Origin of the sequence: Nannocystis sp. (assembly GCF_016714285.1) — a bacterium.
Classification (GTDB): domain Bacteria; phylum Myxococcota_A; class Polyangia; order Nannocystales; family Nannocystaceae; genus Nannocystis.
This window is the reverse complement of the sequence record NZ_JADJNN010000002.1, coordinates 15,105-37,358: the sequence shown is the minus strand read 5'-3', so window position 1 is coordinate 37,358 and position 22,254 is coordinate 15,105. Positions and strand designations below refer to the sequence as shown.

The 22,254-nt window shown below is 70.4% G+C and carries 19 protein-coding genes and 1 pseudogene; 10 read left to right on the top strand and 10 right to left on the bottom strand.

The window, feature by feature from the left end; translation table 11 throughout:
* Window positions 1-117 precede the first annotated feature (117 nt).
* Window positions 118-2,021 (bottom strand): annotated as a pseudogene (locus IPJ59_RS04360) (M2 family metallopeptidase).
* 10 nt (window positions 2,022-2,031) lie between these two features.
* The gene (locus IPJ59_RS04355; RefSeq protein WP_366524554.1) at window positions 2,032-2,913 is read right to left on the bottom strand and encodes an exodeoxyribonuclease III; all 882 of its coding nucleotides are present in this window, start codon (window positions 2,911-2,913) and stop codon (window positions 2,032-2,034) included.
* Window positions 2,914-3,321: 408 nt separating this feature from the next.
* On the opposite strand from IPJ59_RS04355, the gene IPJ59_RS04350 reads away from it, so the two are divergent.
* The 4 genes from IPJ59_RS04350 to IPJ59_RS04335 all read left to right on the top strand — a co-directional run bounded on the left by IPJ59_RS04350 (window position 3,322) and on the right by IPJ59_RS04335 (window position 6,163).
* Window positions 3,322-3,612: a hypothetical protein gene (locus IPJ59_RS04350; protein WP_293249985.1), complete on the top strand. Its 291-nt coding sequence runs from the start codon at window positions 3,322-3,324 to the stop codon at window positions 3,610-3,612.
* A gap of 159 nt (window positions 3,613-3,771) precedes the next feature.
* Complete coding sequence (locus tag IPJ59_RS04345) at window positions 3,772-5,058, top strand: sensor histidine kinase (RefSeq protein ID WP_293249987.1); 1,287 nt, start codon at window positions 3,772-3,774, stop codon at window positions 5,056-5,058.
* Between the two features lie 150 nt (window positions 5,059-5,208).
* The gene (locus IPJ59_RS04340) at window positions 5,209-5,883 is read left to right on the top strand and encodes a hypothetical protein (protein WP_293249989.1); all 675 of its coding nucleotides are present in this window, start codon (window positions 5,209-5,211) and stop codon (window positions 5,881-5,883) included.
* Window positions 5,884-6,028: 145 nt separating this feature from the next.
* Window positions 6,029-6,163, top strand: coding sequence for a hypothetical protein (locus tag IPJ59_RS04335; protein ID WP_293249991.1), 135 nt, complete (start codon window positions 6,029-6,031; stop codon window positions 6,161-6,163).
* 226 nt (window positions 6,164-6,389) lie between these two features.
* Here IPJ59_RS04335 and IPJ59_RS04330 read toward each other — a convergent pair whose 3' ends face one another.
* The 4 genes from IPJ59_RS04330 to IPJ59_RS04315 are packed head-to-tail and all read right to left on the bottom strand — an operon-like array spanning window position 6,390 to window position 11,288.
* Window positions 6,390-7,490, bottom strand: coding sequence for an AI-2E family transporter (locus IPJ59_RS04330; protein ID WP_293269897.1), 1,101 nt, complete (start codon window positions 7,488-7,490; stop codon window positions 6,390-6,392).
* Between the two features lie 21 nt (window positions 7,491-7,511).
* The gene (locus tag IPJ59_RS04325; RefSeq protein WP_293249995.1) at window positions 7,512-8,168 is read right to left on the bottom strand and encodes an acetyl-CoA carboxylase biotin carboxyl carrier protein; all 657 of its coding nucleotides are present in this window, start codon (window positions 8,166-8,168) and stop codon (window positions 7,512-7,514) included.
* Window positions 8,168-9,898: an acyl-CoA carboxylase subunit beta gene (locus IPJ59_RS04320; RefSeq protein WP_293269895.1), complete on the bottom strand. Its 1,731-nt coding sequence runs from the start codon at window positions 9,896-9,898 to the stop codon at window positions 8,168-8,170. The genes IPJ59_RS04325 and IPJ59_RS04320 overlap by 1 nt, the downstream gene beginning before the upstream one ends.
* A 13-nt stretch (window positions 9,899-9,911) precedes the next feature.
* Complete coding sequence (locus IPJ59_RS04315; protein WP_293269893.1) at window positions 9,912-11,288, bottom strand: acetyl-CoA carboxylase biotin carboxylase subunit; 1,377 nt, start codon at window positions 11,286-11,288, stop codon at window positions 9,912-9,914.
* Window positions 11,289-11,460: 172 nt separating this feature from the next.
* On the opposite strand from IPJ59_RS04315, the gene IPJ59_RS04310 reads away from it, so the two are divergent.
* On the top strand, window positions 11,461-14,067 hold the full coding sequence (locus tag IPJ59_RS04310) for a protein kinase domain-containing protein (protein ID WP_293269891.1): 2,607 nt from the start codon (window positions 11,461-11,463) through the stop codon (window positions 14,065-14,067).
* A 23-nt stretch (window positions 14,068-14,090) separates the two neighbouring features.
* Complete coding sequence (locus IPJ59_RS04305) at window positions 14,091-15,098, top strand: fibrinogen-like YCDxxxxGGGW domain-containing protein (protein ID WP_293250004.1); 1,008 nt, start codon at window positions 14,091-14,093, stop codon at window positions 15,096-15,098.
* Here the strand turns inward: IPJ59_RS04305 and IPJ59_RS04300 are convergent.
* Window positions 15,080-16,630, bottom strand: coding sequence for an NCS2 family permease (locus tag IPJ59_RS04300; RefSeq protein WP_293269890.1), 1,551 nt, complete (start codon window positions 16,628-16,630; stop codon window positions 15,080-15,082). The two genes, IPJ59_RS04305 and IPJ59_RS04300, sit on opposite strands and share 19 nt — an antisense overlap.
* A gap of 65 nt (window positions 16,631-16,695) precedes the next feature.
* Here IPJ59_RS04300 and metF point away from each other — a divergent pair, with 65 nt between their 5' ends.
* A complete protein-coding gene (gene metF / locus IPJ59_RS04295) occupies window positions 16,696-17,610 on the top strand; it encodes a methylenetetrahydrofolate reductase [NAD(P)H] (RefSeq protein WP_293250008.1) in 915 nt (304 codons plus the stop codon).
* A gap of 14 nt (window positions 17,611-17,624) precedes the next feature.
* The gene (locus IPJ59_RS04290) at window positions 17,625-18,341 is read left to right on the top strand and encodes a matrixin family metalloprotease (RefSeq protein WP_293269888.1); all 717 of its coding nucleotides are present in this window, start codon (window positions 17,625-17,627) and stop codon (window positions 18,339-18,341) included.
* On the opposite strand, the gene IPJ59_RS04285 is transcribed toward IPJ59_RS04290, so the two are convergent.
* The gene (locus IPJ59_RS04285) at window positions 18,295-19,176 is read right to left on the bottom strand and encodes an SDR family oxidoreductase (protein ID WP_293269887.1); all 882 of its coding nucleotides are present in this window, start codon (window positions 19,174-19,176) and stop codon (window positions 18,295-18,297) included. The genes IPJ59_RS04290 and IPJ59_RS04285 overlap by 47 nt on opposite strands.
* A 147-nt stretch (window positions 19,177-19,323) precedes the next feature.
* On the opposite strand from IPJ59_RS04285, the gene IPJ59_RS04280 reads away from it, so the two are divergent.
* Window positions 19,324-20,409, top strand: a complete 1,086-nt coding sequence (locus IPJ59_RS04280; protein WP_293269886.1) for a DUF6765 family protein — start codon at window positions 19,324-19,326, stop codon at window positions 20,407-20,409.
* Between the two features lie 8 nt (window positions 20,410-20,417).
* On the opposite strand, the gene pepE is transcribed toward IPJ59_RS04280, so the two are convergent.
* Window positions 20,418-21,122 carry a dipeptidase PepE gene (pepE, locus tag IPJ59_RS04275; RefSeq protein ID WP_293250017.1) on the bottom strand — a complete coding sequence of 235 codons (705 nt, stop codon included), beginning with the start codon at window positions 21,120-21,122 and terminating at the stop codon, window positions 20,418-20,420.
* Window positions 21,123-21,189: 67 nt separating this feature from the next.
* Between pepE and IPJ59_RS04270 the strand changes: the two genes are divergently transcribed.
* Window positions 21,190-21,585, top strand: a complete 396-nt coding sequence (locus tag IPJ59_RS04270) for a YkgJ family cysteine cluster protein (RefSeq protein WP_293250019.1) — start codon at window positions 21,190-21,192, stop codon at window positions 21,583-21,585.
* Window positions 21,586-21,609: 24 nt separating this feature from the next.
* On the opposite strand, the gene IPJ59_RS04265 is transcribed toward IPJ59_RS04270, so the two are convergent.
* Window positions 21,610-22,086 (bottom strand): AgmX/PglI C-terminal domain-containing protein, encoded by a 477-nt coding sequence (locus IPJ59_RS04265; RefSeq protein WP_293250021.1) that lies wholly within the window; start codon window positions 22,084-22,086, stop codon window positions 21,610-21,612.
* Window positions 22,087-22,254: the final 168 nt, after the last annotated feature.

Here is a 22,254-nt window from a genome sequence, read left to right as displayed (position 1 = left end):
CCAGGGACATGTTCGAGTGGACATGTCGCGGCGGGGCAGCTCCCTGCCAGCTGCGGGTGAGTCCCGTTGGACATGCCCTCCGGGACATGTCCCGTTGGACATGTCCCGGGGGTCAGCTCATTGCCAGCCGCAGGTGCGGCCCTTGTTCTGCTCCTCGAGCCACTTCAGGAGCGGCTCGAAGTACTCGATCATGGGCTGTGCGTCCATGGTGCGCTGACCGGTGACGGCCTCGAGGGCGTCGGGCCAGGGCTTGCTGCTGCCGAGCTCGAGCATGGCGCGGAGCTTGTCGCCGGCGGCGGTCTTGCCGTAGATGGAGCACTCGTAGAGCGGGCCGGTGTGGCCGGCGGCGGCGCACAGGGACTTGTGGAACTGGAATTGGAGGATGCGGGCGAGGAAGTAGCGGGTGTAGGGGACGTTGGCGGGGACGTGGTACTTGGCGCCGGCGTCGAAGAGCTCGGGGTCGGGGCGGTCGCCGGCGGGGGCGATGCCCTGGTATTTGGCGCGCAGGGCCCACCAGGCGGCGTTGTACTCGCTGGGCTTGGTCTTGCCGGAGAACACGTCCCAGCGCCATTGATCGATGAGCTTGCCGAAGGGCAGGAAGGCGATCTTGTCGAGGGCGTCTTGCATCTGCAGGTTGATGAGGCCCTTGTCGTCACTGGGGACGGTGTCGATGAGGCCGATCTGCTTGAGGTAGGCGGGCGTGACGGAGAGCGCGAGGGCGTCGCCGATCGCCTCGTGGAAGCCGTCGTGGGCGCCGTTCTGGTAGAGAACCGGGAGCTTGTAATAGTAGTGATAGTAGTAGTTGTGCCCGAGCTCGTGGTGGATCGTGATCAGGTCCTCCTGGTTGATCTTGATGCACATCTTGATGCGCAGGTCGTTGTTGAGGTCGACGTCCCAGGCGCTCGCGTGGCAGACCACCTCGCGGTCCTTGGGCTGGATGAACATCGAGCGCTCCCAGAAGGTGGCGGGCAGCGGGTCGAGGCCGAGCGAGGTGAAGAAGGACTCGCCGAGCTTGACCATCTTCAGCTCGTCGTACTTGGCGGCCTTGAGGGCCTTGGTGACGTCGATGCTGGCGGCGCCCTTGTAGGGCTCGATCAGCGGGTAGATGTTGCCCCACTCCTGGGCCCACATGTTGCCGAGCAGGTGGGCCGGGATGAGGCCGGTCTCGGGGACCTTGTCCTTGCCGTACTTCTCGACCAGCTTGGCGCGCACGTGGCAGTGCAGCTGGTCGTAGAGCGGCTTGACCTGCGTCCACAGGCGCTCGGTCTCCTGCTCGAACTCGGCGGGGCTCATGTCGTAGCCGGAGCGCCACAGCTCGCCGAGGTCCTTGTAGCCGATCTCTCGGGCGCCCTCGTTGGCGAGCTCGACGAAGCGGGTGTACAGCGGGCGCAGCTCGACGGCGGTGTGGTGCCAGCCTTGCCAGGCGCGAGCAGCTCGTCGTAGTTGCGGCTCTCGGCCATGATGTCGGAGAGCTGGCCGATGTCCTTGCAGGTCTTCGGCTTCTTGGGGTCCTTGCAGGCCTTGCCCTTGCCGTAGATGCCCTCCATCTTGGCGCCGAGGTCGGCGAGCTCCTTGCGCTTGGCGGCGTCGCTCGGCGCGGGCGGCGGGCTGGCGGTGGTCTTGATCAGGTGGAGCTTGCGGGCGGTGTCGGGGTCGAGGCCCTCGGTCTTGATGCCGGTGGCGGCCTTGATCGTGGTGCCCATGTACTCCATCAACTGCTCCTGAGCGGCGGCGGCGGCCTTCTCGGTGGCGTCGGTGATGTTGGTGTTCTTGTCCCACTCGGCCTTGCTCGAGGCGACGATGAGCTCGCGCAGGCGGACGTCGACGCCGTTGACGAAGTCCTTGGCGACGCCGTCCGGCTCGACCGAGGGCTTCTTGGTCGCGGGCTGCTTGGCGTCTTGCTTGGCCTCGACCTTGGTCTCGGTCTTCTTGGTCGCGGTCTTCTTGGCGTCGCCGGGCGGCTGGCAGCCGACGAGGAGCAGCAGTGCGGTCAGCGGAGCGAGGATCTGCGGGCGGATCATGCGCCCGAAGCTACGCCGAAGGCGCGCCGCTTGTCAGCCGCTTTTCCGCCGGTTGCGGGCCGCGTCTGGGCGACACCGGCGTGGGGACCGGGGTTTCAGCGGTCGCCCGACAGATCGCGGGATCGACGGTCACGCTCACGGGGCAGTGATCGGAGCCGAGGATCCTGGGATGGATCGCTGCATCGCGAACGAAGTTCGCCGCGGCCGGACAGGCCAGCACGTAGTCGATGCGCCAGCCGACGTTGCGCTCGCGGGCCCCGGCGCGCTGCGACCACCATGAGTAATGTCCGGGCCCGGGGTGAAACTTGCGGAAGGTGTCGACGTAGCCGCTGGCCAGCCAGCGCGACAGCTCGGCCCGCTCCTCGAGCAGGAAGCCGCTGGTCTTCGCGTTCTCCTTGGGGCGGGCCAGGTCGATCTCGGTGTGCGCCGTGTTGAAGTCGCCGAGTACCAGCACCCGCTTGCCCGCGGCCTGCAGCGCGGCGAGGCGGGCGTGCAGGTGGCGGTAGAACTCGAGCTTGTAGGGCACGCGCGAGTTGTCGCGCTCGAGCCCGTTGCCGTTCGGGAAGTAGATGTTGGCGACGACCAGCGCGCCGAAGTGGGCCAGCTGCACGCGGCCCTCGACGTCGAAGTGGGGCAGGCCGAGCGAGGTCTCGACGAGGTCGGGTGGTCGGCGGGAGAACAGGCCGACGCCGCTGTAGCCGGGGCGCTCGGCGGCGACGAAGTGGGTGCTCCAGCGGCGCGGTTGGGCGACGGTCGGCCCCAGCTGTTCGGGGCGGGCGCGGACCTCTTGCACGCCGAGGATGTCGGCCTTGGAGCGCTGCAGCCACGGCAGGAAGTGGCCCTTGCTGGCGCAGGCACGCAGGCCGTTGACGTTCCACGAGGCGACGCGCAGGAGCTCCGGCACGCCGGGGAAGGTGCGACGGTGGGGCGAGGGCTGTCAAACGGGCTCGCAAAATTCGTGGACATCCGTCCGCGGTCGAGTGGCGGGGTCACGGTGCTCGCGGTGCAGGTGGAGGTCGCTGATGCTGTGGCGGGCCGCCTGGCGTGGCTTTCGTTTGAGTTACCGGGGCCCTGGTGGCACGCGGCGATTAGATCGAATGCACATAATGCGATCTTCCTTACAAATGTATGTCCTGTCACCACGGCCCCTGGCAGTGGCTGTGGCCCTGGCCAGTGGCTGTCGCAGTGGCTGTCGCAGTGGCTGTGGCCGCGAGGAGTCGCGTGGAAAAGATCCCAACGCGGTGATGGTCTGGTAGCATGTGCTGCCTCTTGTGTCTGGGCAGTTGGAGCTGGTGCCGCTGTGACCCCCCCCGTCAGTCTTCGTCCCTACACGCATCTGATCAACCTCGTCGCGCAGCGCAGTAGCCTGTTGCTGGGTGGCACTTCCGCGGGTTCGCAGGAGTACATGCGCTGGGTGCATTCGCTCGAGCGAGACTTCGGCGTGAGCATCGAGGTGAACACGATCATGGGGCCCGACAACCGGCCCTCGGCGATCGGCGGGACGATCCGCAGCGGGACGATGCCGGCCGACTGTCAGCTCGCGTTCACGGTCGACGGCGATGAGACGCGCTGCGCCGTCCGCTACTGCTAGGCGGCGCGCGGCATGGCTCAAGGGACAGATGATCGTGTGCGCGCAGGCGCGCCTGCGACTTGCCAGTCGTGGGGACTTGGTCGCTGAGTTGATCGCGGCCCCGAAGATGATTTAGGCTGCTCGCGTCGGATCCGCCACGGGAGCGGGCGCAGACGCAAGATGCCCCGCAAGTCGTCCACGCCGCTCGCGCTGCACGAGGTCATCCGCATCGTCGGGGCCGAACACGCGTACCTGTTCCTCGGGGCCGAGAGCAGCGAGCGGCTGGTGCTCCGCTCCGCACGCGACGCCGAGGGGCGCGAGCTGGGCGATGTGACGGGGAGCTGCTCGGCGGTGGTCGAGCGGGTGCGGATGAGCCGGGAGCCGCTCGCGGTCAGCGGGGCGGCCGACGGCTCGGTGAGCATCGACGGCAGTCCGTTGCCGCCGCGGCGCGTGCTGGCGGCGCCGCTGCTGCTCGGGCATCGGTTGTTCGGGGTGCTCTACCTCGACCGTGGGCTGGCGCGACCGGCCTTCACGGAGGGCGACGTGGAGATCCTGACGGCGATCGCGGACCACCTGGCGCTCGCGCTCGAGACGGCGCACACCGAGCGTTTGGCTCGCTCGCAGGAGGCCGCCCTGCACGCGAATCGGGCCAAGAGCGCGTTCATCGCCCACATGAGCCACGAATTGCGGACGCCGTTGACGGCGATCCTCGGCTACAGCGAGCTGCTCGAGGAGGAATTTCAGGATCGCGGGGACACGATCTACATCCCCGATGTGCAGCGGGTGCAGTCGGCGGCCAAGCACCTGCTGGCGCTGATCAACAACATGCTCGACCTGTCCAAGATCGAGGCCGGCAAGATGGAGCTCTACCTCGAGGACTTCCCGCTGGCGGAGGTCGTCGAGGAGGCGGTGATGACGGTGTTGCCGATGCTCGAGCGGGGGGCGACCGGGTTTGTCCGCAACTACCCGGCCGAGCTCGGGGCGGTCCGGCTCGACCGGATGAAGGTCCGCCAGGTGCTGCTCAACTTGCTCGGCAACGCGGCCAAGTTCACGGCGGGGGGCCAGATCGAGCTCGCGGTGTGGCGCGAGGCCGAAGCCGGCGGCGAGCAGGTGGTGCTGCGGGTCTCGGACACCGGCATCGGCATGTCGCCGGAGCAGATCAAGCGCATCTTCGAGGAGTTCGCCCAGGGCAGCGCCGCGACCACCCGCCGCTACGGCGGCACCGGGCTCGGGCTGGCCATCTCGCGCAGCTTCTGCCAGCGGATGGGCGGTGACATCGAGGTCGCCAGCAGCCTCGGGGAGGGCTCGACCTTCACGGTCCGACTGCCAGCGGAGCTCGACGAGGCCGAGGCCGAGGACGGCGAGGCCGACGATCCGCGGGCAGCCGAGGCGCCGCTGGACCTCGACGATCCGCCGGATGATGCGGGCAGCTCGATGCGCTCGGGCATCTTCCCGTGGCCCGTGTGAGCCGCGCGAGCGGTGACGCGCACAGCGCGGCGGCCTGATCGCGAGGCGTGCTCGTCGCCGAAGATCTGCCCGAGAGCAAGTGCTCCGTGGCAAACTGTGGTGAAGGCGAAGGCCACTCTGCGAACCCGAGTGCGACCGCAAGGAGAAGCGATGGCGACCAGCAAACCCACCACGAAGAAGACTGCGGCGAAGGCCAAGACAGCGGTGAAGAAGACCGCCGCGAAGGCGAAGACGGCGGTGAAGAAGACCGCCGCGAAGGCGAAGACGGCGGTGAAGAAGACCGCCGCGAAGGCGAAGACGGCGGTGAAGAAGACCGCTGCGAAGGCCAAGAGCGCCGCCAAGAAGACGACGGCGAAGGCGAAGACGACGGCGAAGGCGGCGGCCAAGAAGGTCAGCGCGACCAAGAAGACCGTGGGCAAGCGGCTGGCGAAGGCCGCGACCGCGGCGGGCAACGTGGCCAAGCGGATCGGTCGCGCGGCGAAGGCGGCGGTCAACCAGATCGCCACGGCCGTCGAACACGCGACGGCTCCGGCGACTGCGGACGGACCGTCGATCACCGGCGGTGCGCCGGCTGCGAGCGAGACGATCTCCAGCGACGCGGGCGGTGACAGTGCCTCCGATCCGGAGGACGACCCAGCCCGACTCGGTCGCCTGCGGGCCACCCTCGACTCGGCGGAGGCCGAGGAAGAGGAGCGGCGGCGTCGCGAACTCGCTGACAGTCGGCGGCTGAGCGCCGTGCTCGACGCCGGCGACGACGACCTGGCGCTGCCGCGTGAGCCCGACGGGTTGCTCGAGCCGCGTGACAGCGGCGAGCTGGAAGACTGACAGCGACAGGTCCGGGCGGTCATCGCTTCTGCCAGTGGCAGGGCGGGGCCGCCCGGCGATAATTCTTGGTCGAAGACTTCTCGTGGGGCGGGCCGCGTGTTACATCAAGTTCTCATTGCTGTAACACTTGGCGAGGAGTTGCCCCGTGATCTTCGAAGAATTCGCGCCCACCACGGCGCAGCGGCTGGACGGTCTGAAGGCGCTTCGAGGTCGGGTTTTGACGCTGATCTCGGCGGCCGGCGGTGTTTGCGCGCTGATTCGCGTGGCGCTGATGGTGTGAAATCGCGCTCATCGAGTGACGGCTTCGCGACAGCGGCGTGACGCCTGATTGGGTCGTGTACAGGGGTTTGCCGACCTTCGTTGCATGTCGGTGATCCATCGCGGGTCCGGTGGACGCTAACGGTTCGAACATCGGTCGGCGTTCACGGCCGGCTGCTGCGAGGTCCGCGTCTTTTCGTCCAGGGTTTGGGGTGCGGGCCCCGTTGCAGCCGGTCGTTTCTATTGGTTCAGGGCAGCATCGTCGGGGTGACGCTGGCGTTGGTCATGGTCGTCATCGTCTGCGAGGCGTTGGCCTCGATGGGGTGGCGGAAGGCGTCGAAGAGGGCGATGGCGATGGCCAGGACCACCGGCCCGAGGACGATGCCGAGGAGGCCGAAGACCTGGAGGCCGCCGAGGACGGCGAAGAAGATGAAGAGCTCGTGGAGCTTGGCGCGCTCGCCGACCAGCTTGGGGCGGAGGAAGTTGTCGATGGTGCCGATGACGAAGGTGCCCCAGATAGCGAGGAGGATCGCGGAGATCCACGAGCCGTGGGTGGCGAGGTAGATCGCGGCGGGGATCCAGACCACGAAGGAGCCGGTCACGGGGATGAGCGACAGGAACATCATGGCGACGGCCCACAGCACCGCGGAGGGCAGGCCGAGGACCCAGAAGGCGAGGCCGCCGAGGGCGCCCTGGACCGCGGCGATGACGAGCACGCCGTAGACCGAGGCGCCGACCACCTCGCGGGTGCGCAGGAAGATCGCGTAGGTCTCGCGGTGGCGCAGCGGGATCACGCTCGACAGGGCGGCGCGCACCTGCTTGCCGTCGCGAAACAGATAGAACATCACGAACACGACGAAGAGGGACTCGACGAGGGTGCCGACGACGCTGCCGACGAAGGCCACGGTGCGGGCGGCGGTGCTAAAGCTGCCGAGCTGGGTGACGATCTCGGCGCGGGCCTTGGCGAGGTCGATGTATTTGCCGAGCCACTGGATCACCTCGCCGGTGTAGGGTGAGTCGGGGCTCAGGAGGTCGCTGACACCGCCCTCGAGGTGGGACACGGCGGGGACGATCTCGTGGAGGATCGCCCAGCTGATGAGGCCGGCGGGGACGCCGATCGTGAGGACCACGAGCAGGCAGCAGAGGATGGCGCTCAGGTTGGGGCGCCCGGTGCGGGCGACGATGCGGCGGTGCACAGGGTCGAAGCTCATCGTCAGCACGGCTGCCCACAGGAGCACGCCGATGAAGGGCTTGAGCATCAACCAGCACAGGTAGAGGGCGCCGGCCAGGGTGGCGAGGAGGATGAGCCAGCGGGCCTGGTCGCGTCGGTCGCGGGTCGTGTCGTCCATGAGGGCCCTCGGGGGATCTTCTTAGTCTGCGGATGCTTCGACTTCGAAGAGGGGGTCGCCAGCGGCCACGTCGGTCTCGTCCTTGACGAGGATCGCCTTGACTCGCGCCTGCGCGGGGAGGCCCTCGCCGCCGCGCTCGCCGCCGTTGTAGTGGAGGCGGCTGAAGGTCTTCATGACCTCGATGAGGCCGACGGCCTGGCCGGTGCGGAGCTCGGTGCCGGGGGCGATGAGGGCTGGTTTGCCGGGGCCGGGGCGGGTGTAGAAGCGGCCGGCGGTGGGGGCCCGGAACACGAGCTTGCCGGTCTGGCCAGAGCTGGTGCCGGCGACGGCGCTGGTGCTGGTGAGGGCAGCGGCGGTGGCGGTGGCGGCCTCGGGGTCGAGGGCGACGAGGAGGTCGCCGTGGGCGACGGGCCGGCGGGCGAGGTGGTGGGCGAGGTGGGGGGTGTCTGGTGGTGCGGGGAGGACGACGCCGGCGGCCTCGCTGGGGGCGAGGAGGTGGTGGAGGACGCCGAGGATCTCGAGCTGGCCGATGGGGGAGTCGGGGGTGACGAGGCTGCCGGGGCGCGGGGCCTCGCGGTAGAGGCCGACGGTGGGGGACTCGAGGCGGAGCTGGCCGTTTGGCAGGCGGACGAGCCGGGCCGTGAGGGTGGGCGGGTGGAGGCGGCTGTCTGGGGTCATCAGCGGATCCCCCCGGTGAGCACGGCGAGGTCGTGCATGGTCCAGATCCGGGGGTTCTTGATCCTGCGGTAGCCGGTGTTTTGGTAGCTCATCTCGACGAGGGCGGCGAGGTAGTCGCGGAGCTCGCCGAGCTCGACGATCTCGTCGGTGTCCATCTGGCGGGCCGAGACATACGGATCCATGTCGGCCTCGATGCGCTTCTCGACGGCCAGCATATCGGCCTCGATCTTGGCCCGCTCGGCGGGGTCCTTGCTGACGATGTTGAAGTCGTCGTCGAGCTTGGTGTTGTAGGTGGCGATCGCGAGGGTGCGGCCCTCCATCACGCTGAGGCGGGTGATGCAGGTGCTGAGCTGGACGACGGGATCGTAGGGGAGGCCGGCCATGGCGTAGTAGCCGGCGCCGGAGGCCTTGCGCAGCAGCACGGTGAACATCGGCACCGTGTTGGTGCTGTTGGTGTAGATGAGGTTGGAGCCGTAGGCGAGCAGGCCCTGGCGCTCGGCCTCGAGGCCGATGTCGAAGCCGCTGATGTCTTGCAGCCAGACGATCGGGATGCCGTCGCTGTCGCAGGCGCGGCTGAAGGCGGAGATCTTGGCGATGCCGGCGCGGTAGAGGGTGCCGCCTGGGCGCACGGCGCCGGGGCGCTCGGGGTCGCCGACGAGGCCCTGGCGGTTGATGATGAAGCCGGCGTAGAGGCCACCGATGCGGCCGACGCCGCACACCATCTCCTCGCCGGCGTCGGGCATGAGCTCCCAGAACAGGCTCTGGTCGCACAGGCGGGCGAGCACCTGCATGGCGTCGTAGCCCTCGCGGTGGTCGCGGGGGAGCAGGCCGCGCAGCTCGTGGCTGGGCTGGGCGGGTTCGATGTCGCCGGCGTCGCCGCGGTAGAACGGGGCGGCGCTGGAGGGGAGGCGGGCGACCTCGCGGCGGAGGCAGAGGAGCAGGGTGTCGTCGTCGGGGACGCGGTGGTCGGCGCAGCCGCTGAGGTGGACGTGGACCTCGGGGCCGCCGATGTCGAGGCTCGTCATCTTCTGCGACTTGGCGCCTTTGATGAGGGCGGCGCCGGCGATGACCATGTAGGCCTGCTCGGTCATGTAGACGCGGTCGCTGATGATCGGCATGTAGCCGCCGCCGGCGATGCAGTCGCCGAACACACCGGCGAGCTGGGGCACGCCGGCGGCCGAGAGCAGGGCGTTCTTCTTGAAGATGTGGCCGGCGCCGGTGGCCCCGGGGAAGGCCTTGCTCTGCTCGGGGAGGAACAGGCCGGAGCAGTCGACGAGGTAGATCGTGGGCAGGCGCAGGCGCAGGGCCATGGTCTGGGCGCGTTCGATCTTCTCCGGCGTGCGCGGCCACCACGAGCCCGAGGCGACGGTGTTGTCGTTGGCGATGACCATGCACCAGCGACCCTCGACGCGGGCGAAGGCGGTGACGACCCCGGCGGCGGGGGAGCGCAGGCCGTCGCCGAAGATGACGCCGTCGTTGACGAAGGTGCCGACCTCGAAGGCGCGGGTGCCGGGGTCCATGAGTTTGGCGAGGCGTTCGCGGGCGGTGAGCTTGCCCCTGGCCCGCACGCGTTCGGCGTACTTCTCACCCCAGCCGGCCTGGACGGCGGCGCGGCGCAGGCGGAGGGAGGCCTCGAGCTCGTCGAGGGTGGCGCGGTGCTCGAGGAAGGTGCGGTCGTCGGCGAGCTGCTCGCGGGGGCTGCCGATCGGTGTCAGCGGGACATGAGCCATGGGACAGGTCGTTTCAGGCGGGCGGCCAGCCGGGGATCGATCGGGTGTCGTAGTGGTGGTCGCGGAAGGCCGGCGAGCGGAGGATCGCCAGGTGGACCGGGACGGTGGTGGGCACGCCCTCGCAGACCAGGTCGGTGAGCGCGGCGATCATGCGTTCGATCGCCTGGTCGCGGGTGTCGCCGCTGGCGATCAGCTTGCACAGGAGGCTGTCGTAGTGGGGCGGGACCTCGTAGCCGCTCTGGACGTGGGTGTCGACGCGCAGGTGTTCGCTGGCGGGGGCGTGCCAGCGGGTGATGCGGCCGGGCGCGGGGCGGAAGTTCTGGGTCGTGTCCTCGGCGTTGATGCGGCACTCGATCGCGTGGCCGCGGAGGACGATGTCCTCCTGGCGCAGCGACAGTCGGTGGCCGGCGGCGACGCGGATCTGCTCGATCACGAGGTCGACGCCGGAGCGTTGCTCGCTGACGCAGTGCTCGACCTGCAGGCGGGTGTTCATCTCCATGAAGCGGAGGGTGCCGCCCTGGTCGAGCAGGAACTCCATGGTGCCGGCGCCGACGTAGCCGATGCTGGCGGCGGCCCGCACGGCGGCGGCGAGGGTGCGGCTGCGCTCGAGCTCGGGCAGCACCGGCGAGGGCGACTCCTCGATCAACTTCTGATGGTTGCGCTGGACGGTGCAGTCGCGCTCGCCGAGGTGGATCACGTGGCCGTAGCGGTCGGCGAGGATCTGGATCTCGATGTGGCGGCCGCCCTCGATGAGGCGCTCGAGGTAGAGGCGGCCGTCGGCGAAGGCGGCGCTGGCCTCGGCCTGGGCGTCGGCGTAGGCGCCGGCGACCTCGTCCGGGCCGCGGGCGATCCGCATGCCACGACCACCGCCGCCGCTCTCGGCCTTGAGCAGCACCGGATAGCCGACGCGGTCGGCGACGGCCTGGGCCTCCTCGACGCTGGTGAGGATGCCGTCGCTGCCGGGGATCAGCTGCAGGCCGGCGGCTCGCATCGCCGCCTTGGCCGGGGTCTTCTTGCCCATGCGGTGCATCGCGTGCGCGGGCGGGCCGATGAAGGTGACGCCGTGGGCCTCGCACAGGGCGGCGAACACCGGGTTCTCGGACAGGAAGCCCCAGCCCGGGTGGAGCGCGCTGCACTCGCTCTGGCGGGCGGCCTGGACGATGGCTCGCATGTCCAGGTAGCTCTGGGTGGAGCGGGGGCCGCCGAGGCACACGGTTTCGCGCCCCTGGGTATAGGCGGCGCCGCGGTCCGCCGCGGAGACGGCGAGCACGGGGGTGATGCCGAGAGCGTCGCAGGCGCGGGAGATCCGGACGGCGACCTCGCCGCGGTTGCCCACCATGAGGCGACGAAACAGCGGCGGCGCGGCGGGGAGTGAGCCTCTCGCAGTCATGGCGCGGGCGAGGCTATCACCGTTTTGCTGGACCCGCGCTCGATTCTGCCGCGTAGCGCGCAGGCGCTCCGGGCTGTCTGGTGGAAGTTGTTGCACCACCACAAAGATCGTCCGGCGTCCGCGCATGTGCGCGGCGCAGCTACCGTATACTCGCCCGGTCGAGAGGTTTCCCATGGCGGACGAAGGCTCGGAAGGCGACGAGCAGGGCGAGAAGAACAAGGGGCGAACCGTCTTCGGCATCGGCCTGCCCGCGTCGGTGCAGGCGGCGAGCAAGGCCGCAGCCCCGGTGATGCCGGTCGCTCGTCCGACCCCACCGATCGCCTCGGCCCGGCCGGCTCCCATGGTGGCTCCGATGCCTGCGCCGATGGTCACGCCGCGGGCGCGTCGGGAGCAGGACGATGAGGTGCTGCGCAAGCCCGGCGCCGCGATCGACACGAGCCACACGCTGCACGCCTTGCCGAGTCAGCTGGTGGGGGTCGCTGGTGGCCTTGCGGGTGGGCAGACGATGCCCGTGCGTGCACCGGAGCGCGATGATGCGGCGCTGCGGCGGCCGCAGACGGGCGACTTCTCGGCGACCACGCCGGACCTCGGGCTGCAGATGCGCGCGACCCGGGTGCAGAGTCTGGCCCCGGCTCCGGCCGAGAGCGGGCCCGTGGTGGAGCGGGCGCACATCCGTCTGATCGCCGGCAAGGCCATCCCGGGCACGCGCTATCGCCTGCTGCGCTGGCTCGGTGAGGGCGGGATGGGCGTGGTCTACGAGGCCGAGCACATCGACATCGAGCGGCGGGTGGCGCTGAAGATCTTGCGGGCCGAGCTCAGCGAGCGCAGCGACACGGCGCAGGTGTTTCGCGAGGAGGCGCGGGCGGCCGCGCGGGCGGGCTCGAAGAACAACGTCGAGATCTTCGACTTCGGCGAGCTGCCGGACGGGCGCCTGTTCTTCTGCATGGAGCTGCTGGCGGGCGTCGACCTGGCGGCGCTCACCGAGGGGGAGATCGAGGTCGGCCGGGTGTTCGCGATCCTGCGTCAGATCTGCAAGGGCCTCGGCGCGGCGCACAAGGCGGGCATCGTCCATCGCGACATCAAGCCGGAGAACATCATCCTCGTGCAGAGCGAGGGCCGGCGCGACATGGTGAAGATCGTCGACTTCGGCGTGGCGGCGATGCTGAGCCGGCAGAGCGACGGCGGCGGACCGATCGCCGGCACCCCGCAGTACATGCCGCCGGAGCAGATCTCGGGCGCCGAGTTCGACGGTCGCCTCGACATCTACGCGCTCGGCTGCGTGGCCTACGAGATGCTCGTGCACCACCCGCCCTTCGTGATGGAGAACCTCGCCGATGTCCTGCTGGCGCAGATCAACATCGTGCCGCCGCGGCCGAGCGTGGCCCGCCCGGGGGCCGGGCCGAAGGCGCTCGAGGACGTCATCATGGGCTGCCTCGAGAAGGACCCGAACCGGCGTCCGAAGGATATGGCGGAGCTCGAGGCGCTGCTGTGCGAGGCGCAGATCGCCGCGGGCGTGACCACCGAGTGGGACGACCTGCCGCTGCCCGACGTCGAGCCGGAGCGGCGCGCCAGCCTGATCTCCCGCATGCCGAGCCCGCACGCCGAGCCGGCCGGGCCGCGGCGGCGGTGGTTGCTGCCGGCGGTGGCGGTCGGCGCCGCGGCGCTCACCGGTGTGGCGCTGCTGCTGCTGCGCTCGCCCGAGGTGCCGCCCGAGGTGGTGGCGCAGATCGAGGCGCTGAGCCAGGAGGCCCGCGACGCGGCGGCGGTCGGTCAATACGTGTATGCGCCCGAGGAGGCCGACCCGGTCGCGCTCAAGAAGCTGGTCGAGCTCGAGGCGATCGCCGGGCCCGGCGAGGCGCTGGCGGACAAGGCCGGTGAGACGCTGCGCAAGGAGTTCAGCGCGCAGCTGCTCACCGTCGCCGACAAGTTCTGGAACATCGAGGCGACCAAGCCGCTGGCCTACGATTATTACGACTGGGTGCTCATCTTCGACGCGGACAACGCGTTGGCCCGCGAGCGAGCGATGCGCTCGGAGAAGGAGCGCGACGAGCTGCGCGACCGCATGGTAGCGGGCAAGCTGCGCGAGTCGGAGCTGGCCGGCGCACGGATCGCCAGCGCCGCGATGGCACCGGAGGCCGACAAGCAGGGCAAGTGGTCGAAGCAGCTGGCGATGAACCGGGTCCCGCTCAGCAAGTCGATCGAGGCCCAGGAGGCGATGCGCGGGGCCGGGCTGGTCGGTCCCAAGGCCGAGCCGGAGCCGGAGCCGAAGCCGCCGCCGGTGGAGAAGGACCCGGTGGTCGAGACGCCGCCGGTGGTCGAGACGCCGCCGGAGGAGCCGGGCAAGAAGCCGCGAGTGCCGGGCAAGAAGAAGGTCGAGACGGAGGTCGAGGCCGAGGTCGAGGCGGCGGTCAAGCGCGACCCGGCCAAGGCCAGTGAGCTGGCGGGGCAGGGCACGGCGGCGCTGAACGGCGGCCGTCGCAGCGAGGCCGAGGGCCTGTTCAACCAGGCGATCAGCTACGACCGCAAGTGCGCCGAGGCGTTGATCGGCCTCAGCGACATCTACTTCGACCGCGGCTCGTCGACCAAGGCCCAGCGCTACGCCGAGCAGGCGGTGGCGATCGCCCCGAACAACGGCAGCTACCGGATCAAGCTCGGCGACGCGTACTACAACGCGCTGCGCTACCGCGACGCGCTCACCCAGTACGAGAAGGCCCAGCAGCTCGGCGACGCCAAGGCCGGGCCGCGCATCGCCAAGGTCAAGGGCAAGCTCGGCGAGTGATCGACGCGCGACGGACCGGCATGATGTTGCGTGCATCCGTCGTGGCGCAGCTGCTGTGGCTCGCGGCCTGCGCTCGTAACCCCGCCTTCGACCTCGGCGGCGCCGACGGGCCCGCGACGACCAGCTCGGCGAGCGGCGCGCTCGAAACGAGCGGCGAGGCTGCTAGCGGCGAGGGGGTCACGAGCAGCGAGGGGGCCAGCGGTGATGGGGTGACCGGCGGCGTTGCGACGAGCACCGGCACGAGCGGCATCTCCGGGTGCGACGGCTGCGAGGGCACCTGCATCGCGGGCAGCTGCGTGCCGGTCGCGGCCTCGTGCCTGGCCTACCGCGACGAGCACGGGGTGCAGGTGAGCGGCGTCTACCCGATCGACCCGGACGGCGCGGGGCCGGGGGCGCCGTTCATGGTCCACTGCGAGATGGTCGCGGACGGCGGCGGCTGGACTCTGGTGGTCAAGGTCGACGGCCGCGCGAAGACCTTTCAGTACGCGCTGCCTGACGTCGAGCTCGACCACTGGGACGACCCGGACAGCTTCGGTGAGCCGGCCTACGACCACACGGAGGCCAAGCTACCGAGCTACGCCTCCGTGCCGCTGAGCGAGCTGCGCGTTGGGCTCGAGTACCCGGTGGTTGAGGCCGGCGCGCCGCAGCCGAACACGCTGGTGATGCCGGCGCAGGGGCCCTCGCTGCACGCGTTGATGGCCGCCGACCAGGCCCTCGAGGTCGCGCCGAGCACCGGCTCCTGGCAGGCGCTGGTGCCGGACGCGCTGCTGCAGGTCGGCTGTCTGCGCCAGGGGCTCAACATCCGCATGAAGGTCGACGACTATGGGTCGGCGCGGGTGCGGATCGGCGTGATCGCCGACAATCAGGGCGACCAGGTCTGCATCGATCCCGACTCGTACATCGGCGTCGGGGCGCGCGTGCACTGCAACAGCTTCAGCGGGTCAGCCGGCGGCGAGAGCTGCTGGGTCGGCCCGCAGATGGACTCCGGCCTGGCCGCGCGCCTGGCGTTCGGCTACGTGTGGGTGCGCTGATCGTCGGGTGTGGTGAGCAGCGGCGCCAGCAGGAACACGGCGGCCATCAGCGCGTAGCCGCCGGCGAAGCTCCACGCCGGTGTCAGCGAGAGCACCGTGTCGGCGGGGGTCCACGCGTAGCTGTGCATCAGGCCGGTGAGCGACAGCGCGGCCGCGACCAGGCACCACGCGGCGGCCTGCACGAAGCGGCGCTCGATCACCGCGACGGTCGCGGCCGAGAGCAGCATCGCGGTGAAGATGAAGCCCTGCTCGAGCGCGAAGGCGCCGTCGATCCACACGTCGGCCTGCTGGAACGCGGGCACCAGCGCCGGGCTCATGACCGTGCCGCCGGCGCGCAGGCCGGCCTTGGCCATCAGGGCGCCCCAGGCGGCCACGCCGGGCAGCATGCCGAGCACGACCGCGGGCGCGTGCTCGCGGGGCGTGGCCTGGAACGCCTGGGCCGTGATCACCAGGCCGATCCACAGGACGATCGCCATGCCGGCCTCGATCGGCACGGCCCAGGCGATGTAGGCCAGGCTGCCGGTGAGGCACACGATCGTGCTGAACACGCCGCTGAGGATCGAGTAGCCGGCGCGGGCGCCCATCGCCTTCCAGCCTGGGTGGCCGATGTAGATCGTGGTCGGGAAGCACGAGCCGAACGCGGCGGCCGCGAGCGTGCCGAGGCCGTTGACGACCAGCGAGGGCCGCGTCGGGTAGCTGTCGCCGGCGGCCTCGGCGGCCTCGATGTTCTGCAGCGAGCCGACCACGTTGAAGATCCCCATCGGCACGATGACCGCGAGGTAGCTCCACAGCAGGTCGCCCCGGATGGCCGCGAACAGCTCGCCGAGCACCGGCAGCGGCAGCTGCAGGCCCTGGCTCTGCGTCGGCATCGCGCCGACCGGGGCGACGCCGGTGATCCACGCGAGCAGGGTGCCGAGCGCGACGGCCACGAGTCCGCCCGGTACGCCGCCGCGGAAGCGGACCCGCCCGAAGTACACCAGCAGCAGCACGGCGAGGGTGGTGAGGCCGATGACCGGCCGGGCGAAGCTGCGAAACAGGAACCCGATCGAGATGAAGCCGAGCGCGACGCCAGCGAGGGTGGAGAGCAGCGCGGCTCTCGGCGTCGCCCGGCGCACGCGCTCGGCCACGAAGGATCCCGCTAGCTCGATCAGCCCGGAGCCGAGGCACGCGACCAGCCCGGCCTGCCACGCGACCCGCACCGGGTCCGCCGCGCCCGCGGCGGTCGCCGCCAGCTTGGCCGGCAACATGACCAAAAAGACATGTGCGAACACCGACACGGTGTTGATGCCGTAGGGCAGCGCGCACAGGTCGTCGCGGCCGGTGGCCCGCGCGAGCCGCCGCGCCTGCCATGCGTAGTAGAAGTTGCCGACCAGCAGCGACACCGCGGCGCCCGGCAGCACCTGACCGTAGAGCAGCGCGTCGGGGAAGCCGAGCACCAGCCGACACAGCGCGTCGATCAGGAGGAGCTGGACCAGGTTGTCGACCGCGAGGCCGAAGAACCCGTCGATGTCGCCGCGGACGAACCAGCGCATGCGCTCGCCGTGTACCAGGGGCGCGGCTCTGGACCAAGTTCTGGGCCCGTGCTACCCAGCCAGACATGCTTATCCGCGAGCGGCTGGCGCACAAGCGGCCGGTCTTCAGCTTCGAGTTCTTCCCGCCGAAGACCGAGAAGGGTGAGGAGGTGCTGTGGCGTAGCCTCGAGCAGCTCGCCCCGCTCGGCCCCGACTTCGTGTCGGTCACGTACGGCGCCGGCGGCAGCACCCGCGCCCGCACGATCGAGCTGGTCGGCAAGATCAAGAAGCAGCTCGGCGTCGAGCCGATGGCCCACCTCACCTGCGTCGGCGCGACCAAGGATGAGCTGGCCCGCGTCCTCGACCAGCTCGGTGAGCACGACATCCACAACATCCTGGCCCTGCGCGGCGACCCGCCGCAGGGCCAGAGCAAGTTCGAGGCGCCGCCCGGCGGCCTGCGCTTCGCCAGCGAGCTGGTCGCCTTCATCCGCGAGCGCGGCCCGTTCTGCGTCGGCGCGGCCTGCTACCCGGAGGTCCACCCGGAGGCCGAGGACGGCGCCAGCGACCTGCGCCACCTCAAGACCAAGGTCGACGCCGGCGTCGACTTCTTGATCTCCCAGCTCTTCTTCGACAACGCGACCTTCCACGCCTTCGAGCGCCGCGCCGTGGAGGCCGGCATCCGCGTGCCGATCCTCCCGGGCATCATGCCGGTCACGAACTTCGAGCAGATCCGCCGCTTCACCCAGATGTGCGGCGCGAGCCTGCCGCAGCCGCTGCAGCGCCGGCTCGAGAGCGTCGCCGACGACCCACAGGAGGTGTTCTGGGCCGGCGTCTCGTACGCCGCGCACCAGTGCCGCGCCCTGCTCCAGGCGCCCGCGCCGGACCCCTTCACCCACCCGCGGCCCGGCGTCCCGGGCATCCACTTCTATACGCTCAACCGCTCCCCGGCGACCCGCGCGATCTTCGAGATCCTCCAGCTCTCGCGCGCCTGCTACGGATGATAGGGTTGCCGGACATGTCGTCGCTGTGGCTGATATTGCTGTCGATGGTGGCTCCCGCGCTGCCCGCTGTACCTGTCCCTGAGGACAGCAAGGTCGACCTGGCCGCCTACGTGCGCGACACCCCGCGCTGCCTCGCCACTACGCACTGCTTCGGCGTGCACCTGCACATGGTCGTGACGCCGGAGGGCGCCACGCAGGACGTGGCCTGGGTGCGCGAGCAGATCGAGCAGGCCGACCGCCACTTCGCGCTCATCGATACCAGCTTCGAGATCGTCGCCGCCGACGCCGTGCCCGCGAGCGAGCTGGAGATCGACGACCGCGACGAGCGCGACGCGCTCGGCCACGACCGCTTCACCCGCGGCGTGGTCCACGTCTTCGTGGTCGGCCGCCTCGCCGACGTCGACATCGCCGGCAACGAGATCCGCGGGGTCCACTGGCGCGAGCGGGCCGACCGCAGCCACCGCTGGGTCATCCTCTCGCGCATCGCCGGCTCGCTGGTGCTGTCACACGAGCTCGGCCACTTCTTCGGCCTGCCGCACTCCACCTACGACATCAGCCTGATGAACAAGAGCGTGCGGCTCACGCCCATGGTCTCCGAGCTGACCTTCGCCGAGCCCGAGGTGCTGCGCATGCGCAAGCACCGGGACCGCATGCTCGCGTCGAAGATGTTGCTCGAGCGGGCGGTCAAGCCGACGCCGTCGACGCCGTCGTCGCCGTCAGCTGCTCGCTGATCTCCCACAGCCGCAGCGCGGCCCCGCGGTCCTGTGCGGCCCGGGTCGGGCGCGCCGGCTTGCAGCGCGCGAAGTAGCCGCCCGAGACCTCCGCCAGCTCCGGCGCGCTCGCCACGTAGACCGAGGTGCGGGCGCCCTGCTCCGGGCTCAGCAAGGCCCAGCGCGAGATTTTCCACAGGAAGCCGAACAGCACGCCGATGTCCTCGCTGGCGGCGAACTCGGAGGCGACCACCCCGGGGTGGACCGCGTTGACCGTGACACCGCTGCCGCGCAGGCGCTCGGCCAGCTCGAGCGTGAACAACAGGTTGGCCAGCTTGGAGCGGGAGTAGGCCTTCCATCCGCCGTACTTGCGGCGCAGCTGCAGGTCGTCGAAGTCGAGCCCGCCGCGCGCGCCGCGGTGGGCCTCGGACGCGAGCACCACGACCCGCGCCGGCGCGCTGCGCCGCAGCAGCGGCAACAATTCATGCGTGAGCACGAAGTGGCCGAGGTGATTGACGCCGAAGGTGGTCTCGAAGCCATCAACGGTCTCGCTGCGGTCCTTCAAGACCAGCCCGGCGTTGTTGATGAGCACGTCGAGGCGCGGGTGGCCGGCGGTGAAGTCGGCGGCGAAGTGGCGTACGCCCGCCAGCGAGGCGAGGTCGAGGCGCATGCACTGGACCGTGTCGCTGCCCGCCTGCCGACGGATGTCGGCGAGCGCGGCCTGGCCCTTGTCGGGGTCGCGCGAGGTGATCGTCACCCGGGCGCCCATGCGGGCCAGGGCCACGGCCGTCGCCTTGCCGATGCCCGTGTTGCCGCCCGTGATCAACACGACCTTGCCCTGCATGTCCGTCGTCATCGCGGCGCGTGGTACCAGCTTTGCCGCCGCCGGGCCAGCGTACCGCCGCTGCCGCCGTTGGGCGCGCGGGCGCGCTTGCCGCCGGGGCACGCCGATCTGCTAGCGTGGGGCCATCGCGTCACTGTCGCGTGACCGGGGAGCTTGCCTGTGCAGATCGACTTTCACCACGGAGCCACCTACGTCGTCGCGCGGCTCGCCGGCTTCGACCACCATCACGCGAACATCGTCGCCTACTGCGCGCAGTACGTCGACGACGCGACCAACCGGGGCGTGATCGAGTTCGACAACGGGGCGATGTACGAGCGCACCAGCTCGGCCCACAAGACCCTCGACTATCGCAACTTCGAGTCGCTCGCCAACCACCGCGTGTGGATCCCGTTCCACTTCCTGCCCGGCAACGGCGGGCTCCCGGCCGGCCAGGACCCGCCCGGCAAGTTCATCGACAAGCTGCGCTGCGTCCCCGACAGCCCCGTCGCGCGCGACATGCTGCGCGCCTGCATCCACAACCATCACTACGACCCCAACCACCCCACCGCCCCCAACGCAGCGCTGCACCGGCTCGGCATCACGATGCACGTCTACGCCGACACCTGGGCCCACCAGGGCTTCGCCGGCGTCAACCACCAGGTCAACGCCGCCTCGCACCTGCGCGGCCCGGACGGCGTCGTCGACCAGGGCACGATGAGCCGCCTCGTCGGCTACTTCCTCGGCGAAGCCCTGCCGCTCGGCCACGGCGCCGTGCTCAGCAACCCCGACAAGCCCTACCTCGTGTGGAGCTACACCAACGGCCGCGACGAGGTCATCCACCGCGACAACCCGATCGACTTCGTGCGCGCCGCCGAGGCGATGTGCGTGGCGATGCAGCGCTTCCGCGTCGGCTCCGAGACAGCCGCGGTGCCGGGCATGTCGGCGCAGGACCTCGGCGTGTTCGCCGAGCTCATCCGCGGCACCCGCGACCCCGACGGCGACGCCCGTCACCGCGTGTGGCTCGACGCGATCGCCAGCGGGGCGTTCAGCTTCGGGCCCGCGAGCCCGAGCTACGTGGCCAAGGGCGTCGGCTCGTGGAAGCACGCCGCTCTCGGCACTACCGCTGAGCACGACGGTGAGGAGGAGTTCCCCTACGCCCCCGAGTTCATGCACAGCGACTGGAAGCTGTTCCACGACGCGCTGCAGGAGCACCGCTACGTGGTGCTCCACCACATCCTCCCGCGCTACGGCATCTGCGCCGCGTGAGCAGGGTTTCACTCGCGCAGCAGCTCGTCCAGGTCGCTGCCCGGGGCCAGCTCGATCGCCGCCTGGCCGCGGCGGAACAGGCGGGCGCCGGCGGCTCCGCGCAGGCCGAGGTGGTCGCCCTCGCGGCGCAGCATCGTCGGCTCGCGCAGGGCCAGCACCGGCTGCGGGTTCAGCTCGTGGAACTCGAGGATGCGGGCGTCGCGGGTCTCGCCCTTGTGGGTCGAGGCCGGGTCGGGGTCGAGGTAGTGCGGGTTGAAGTTGAAGGGCAGCAGGCCGAGCCCGACGAAGCTCGGCGGGTGGACGATCGGCATGTCGTTGGTCGTACCGATCGTCTTGCCGGCGAGGTTGGTGCCGGCGCTCGAGCCGATGTAAGGGGTGCCCGCGACCACCCGCGCGCGCAGGGGCTCGATCAGGCCCAGGCGGTAGAGGTCGGCCAGCAGGCGGAAGCTGTTACCCCCGCCGACGAACACCGCCTCCGCGGCCTCGACCTGCGCGCGCGCCTCGGGCCCCGCGAGCAGCTGCTCCACCGTCAGCCCCAGCGGCGCCAGCCGCTCGCGCACCTTCTCCGTGTAGCCCGCGTGGTCGTGCAGCGCGAAGGGCACGAACAGCACGCGCCGCCGCGGGCCCAGGAAGTCCTGCAGCTCGGCGGCCGCGTGGTCGAGGTAGCCGTGGCCGTGCACGTTGGAGCTGCTGAGCAGGAGGAGGCGCGTCATGGGCCGCGAGCATAGCGGCCGCTGCAGAGCCTTGTCAGCAGCCGCTCGCCCGTGGAAGTCTCCCGCCATGGACGAGTCCACGTGGCCCTACGAGGTCGAGCCCTTCCAGTGCCACCGCTGCGGCAATTGTTGCCGCGGTGACGGCTTCGTCGTCATGAGCCCCGACGACATCGGTCGCGCCGCGGCGCTGCTCGGCCGCAGCGAGGCCGAGTTCCTGGCCGAGCGCTGCGTCGTGCGGCCGGACGGCAGCGTGCACCTCATCGACCAGGGCGACGCGCTGCGCTCCTGCGTGTTCCTCACGCCCGCCAACTTGTGCCAGATCCACGCCGCCAAGCCCGGCCAGTGCCAGGGCTTCCCGATGAAGTGGCGCCCGCCCGACGCGCTCGAGATCTGCGCCGGCCTGCGCCACGCCGCCGGCCTGCCGCCGCCGCGACGGCGCACGATCAGCGTGCTCAGCGGCTGAGCGACCCGCTAGAAAGCCTGTCCCTCAGGACAGGTTGAAGCTGTACGGCAGGGTCATGCTCTGGCCGTCGCGGGTCTTCGGGAACGACCAACCCTTGGCCTTGTCGCTGACGCAGGCGTTGACCCCGTCATCCTTGAGCGTGCTGGCCGGGTCGACCTTGACCTCGCTGACCTTGCCGGTGCCGTCGACGGTGAAGTCGAGCACCAGCTTGCCCGCGAGGTCGGCCTTGGCCTCCTTCGCGGTCGCGTAGCAGTCGCTCACGTCGCCCTTGTGCTTGTCGAGGACCTCCTCGAACACATCGACGGTGAGAAACTCCGGCGCCGCGTCGTCCCCGGGGCTCGCGTCGCCGCCGTTGTCACCGGCGTGGCTGACCTCGTCACCGCCGCCGCCGCCGTCCGGGGCCTTGGTGTCCGCCGACTTCTTGCAAGCGGTCATCGTCAGGGCGCTCACCGCCACGGCGAGCAGGGTCCACGAGTTGGAGGAGGCACGCGGGGTCGTCATGTTCGCCGTTCTATCACGCGGGGCCACGGGCCGATCTGCCGCCATCGGGGCCCTGCGGCGCGACATCGAGCGATCTGGCCCTCGCCAGCCAACTTTCGGGGGACTGAGAAACCGCAAAAACCCGCCGGGGCCCGCGCTTGTCGCCGGCCCTGCGGCTGAGGCATGCTC

What these genes read in the sequence shown, in the direction of transcription:
- IPJ59_RS04305 (WP_293250004.1), top strand. Translation starts at nt 14,091, where the DNA reads ATGTTGCGTGCATCCGTCGTGGCGCAGCTGCTGTGGCTCGCGGCCTGC.
- IPJ59_RS04290 (WP_293269888.1), top strand. Translation starts at nt 17,625, where the DNA reads ATGTCGTCGCTGTGGCTGATATTGCTGTCGATGGTGGCTCCCGCGCTG.
- IPJ59_RS04310 (WP_293269891.1), top strand. Translation starts at nt 11,461, where the DNA reads ATGGCGGACGAAGGCTCGGAAGGCGACGAGCAGGGCGAGAAGAACAAG.
- IPJ59_RS04340 (WP_293249989.1), top strand. Translation starts at nt 5,209, where the DNA reads ATGGCGACCAGCAAACCCACCACGAAGAAGACTGCGGCGAAGGCCAAG.
- IPJ59_RS04325 (WP_293249995.1), bottom strand. Translation starts at nt 8,168, where the DNA reads ATGACCCCAGACAGCCGCCTCCACCCGCCCACCCTCACGGCCCGGCTC.
- IPJ59_RS04265 (WP_293250021.1), bottom strand. Translation starts at nt 22,086, where the DNA reads ATGACGACCCCGCGTGCCTCCTCCAACTCGTGGACCCTGCTCGCCGTG.
- IPJ59_RS04330 (WP_293269897.1), bottom strand. Translation starts at nt 7,490, where the DNA reads ATGGACGACACGACCCGCGACCGACGCGACCAGGCCCGCTGGCTCATC.
- metF (WP_293250008.1), top strand. Translation starts at nt 16,696, where the DNA reads ATGCTTATCCGCGAGCGGCTGGCGCACAAGCGGCCGGTCTTCAGCTTC.
- IPJ59_RS04300 (WP_293269890.1), bottom strand. Translation starts at nt 16,630, where the DNA reads ATGCGCTGGTTCGTCCGCGGCGACATCGACGGGTTCTTCGGCCTCGCG.
- IPJ59_RS04345 (WP_293249987.1), top strand. Translation starts at nt 3,772, where the DNA reads ATGCCCCGCAAGTCGTCCACGCCGCTCGCGCTGCACGAGGTCATCCGC.
- IPJ59_RS04315 (WP_293269893.1), bottom strand. Translation starts at nt 11,288, where the DNA reads ATGACTGCGAGAGGCTCACTCCCCGCCGCGCCGCCGCTGTTTCGTCGC.
- IPJ59_RS04320 (WP_293269895.1), bottom strand. Translation starts at nt 9,898, where the DNA reads ATGGCTCATGTCCCGCTGACACCGATCGGCAGCCCCCGCGAGCAGCTC.
- IPJ59_RS04270 (WP_293250019.1), top strand. Translation starts at nt 21,190, where the DNA reads ATGGACGAGTCCACGTGGCCCTACGAGGTCGAGCCCTTCCAGTGCCAC.
- pepE (WP_293250017.1), bottom strand. Translation starts at nt 21,122, where the DNA reads ATGACGCGCCTCCTCCTGCTCAGCAGCTCCAACGTGCACGGCCACGGC.
- IPJ59_RS04285 (WP_293269887.1), bottom strand. Translation starts at nt 19,176, where the DNA reads ATGACGACGGACATGCAGGGCAAGGTCGTGTTGATCACGGGCGGCAAC.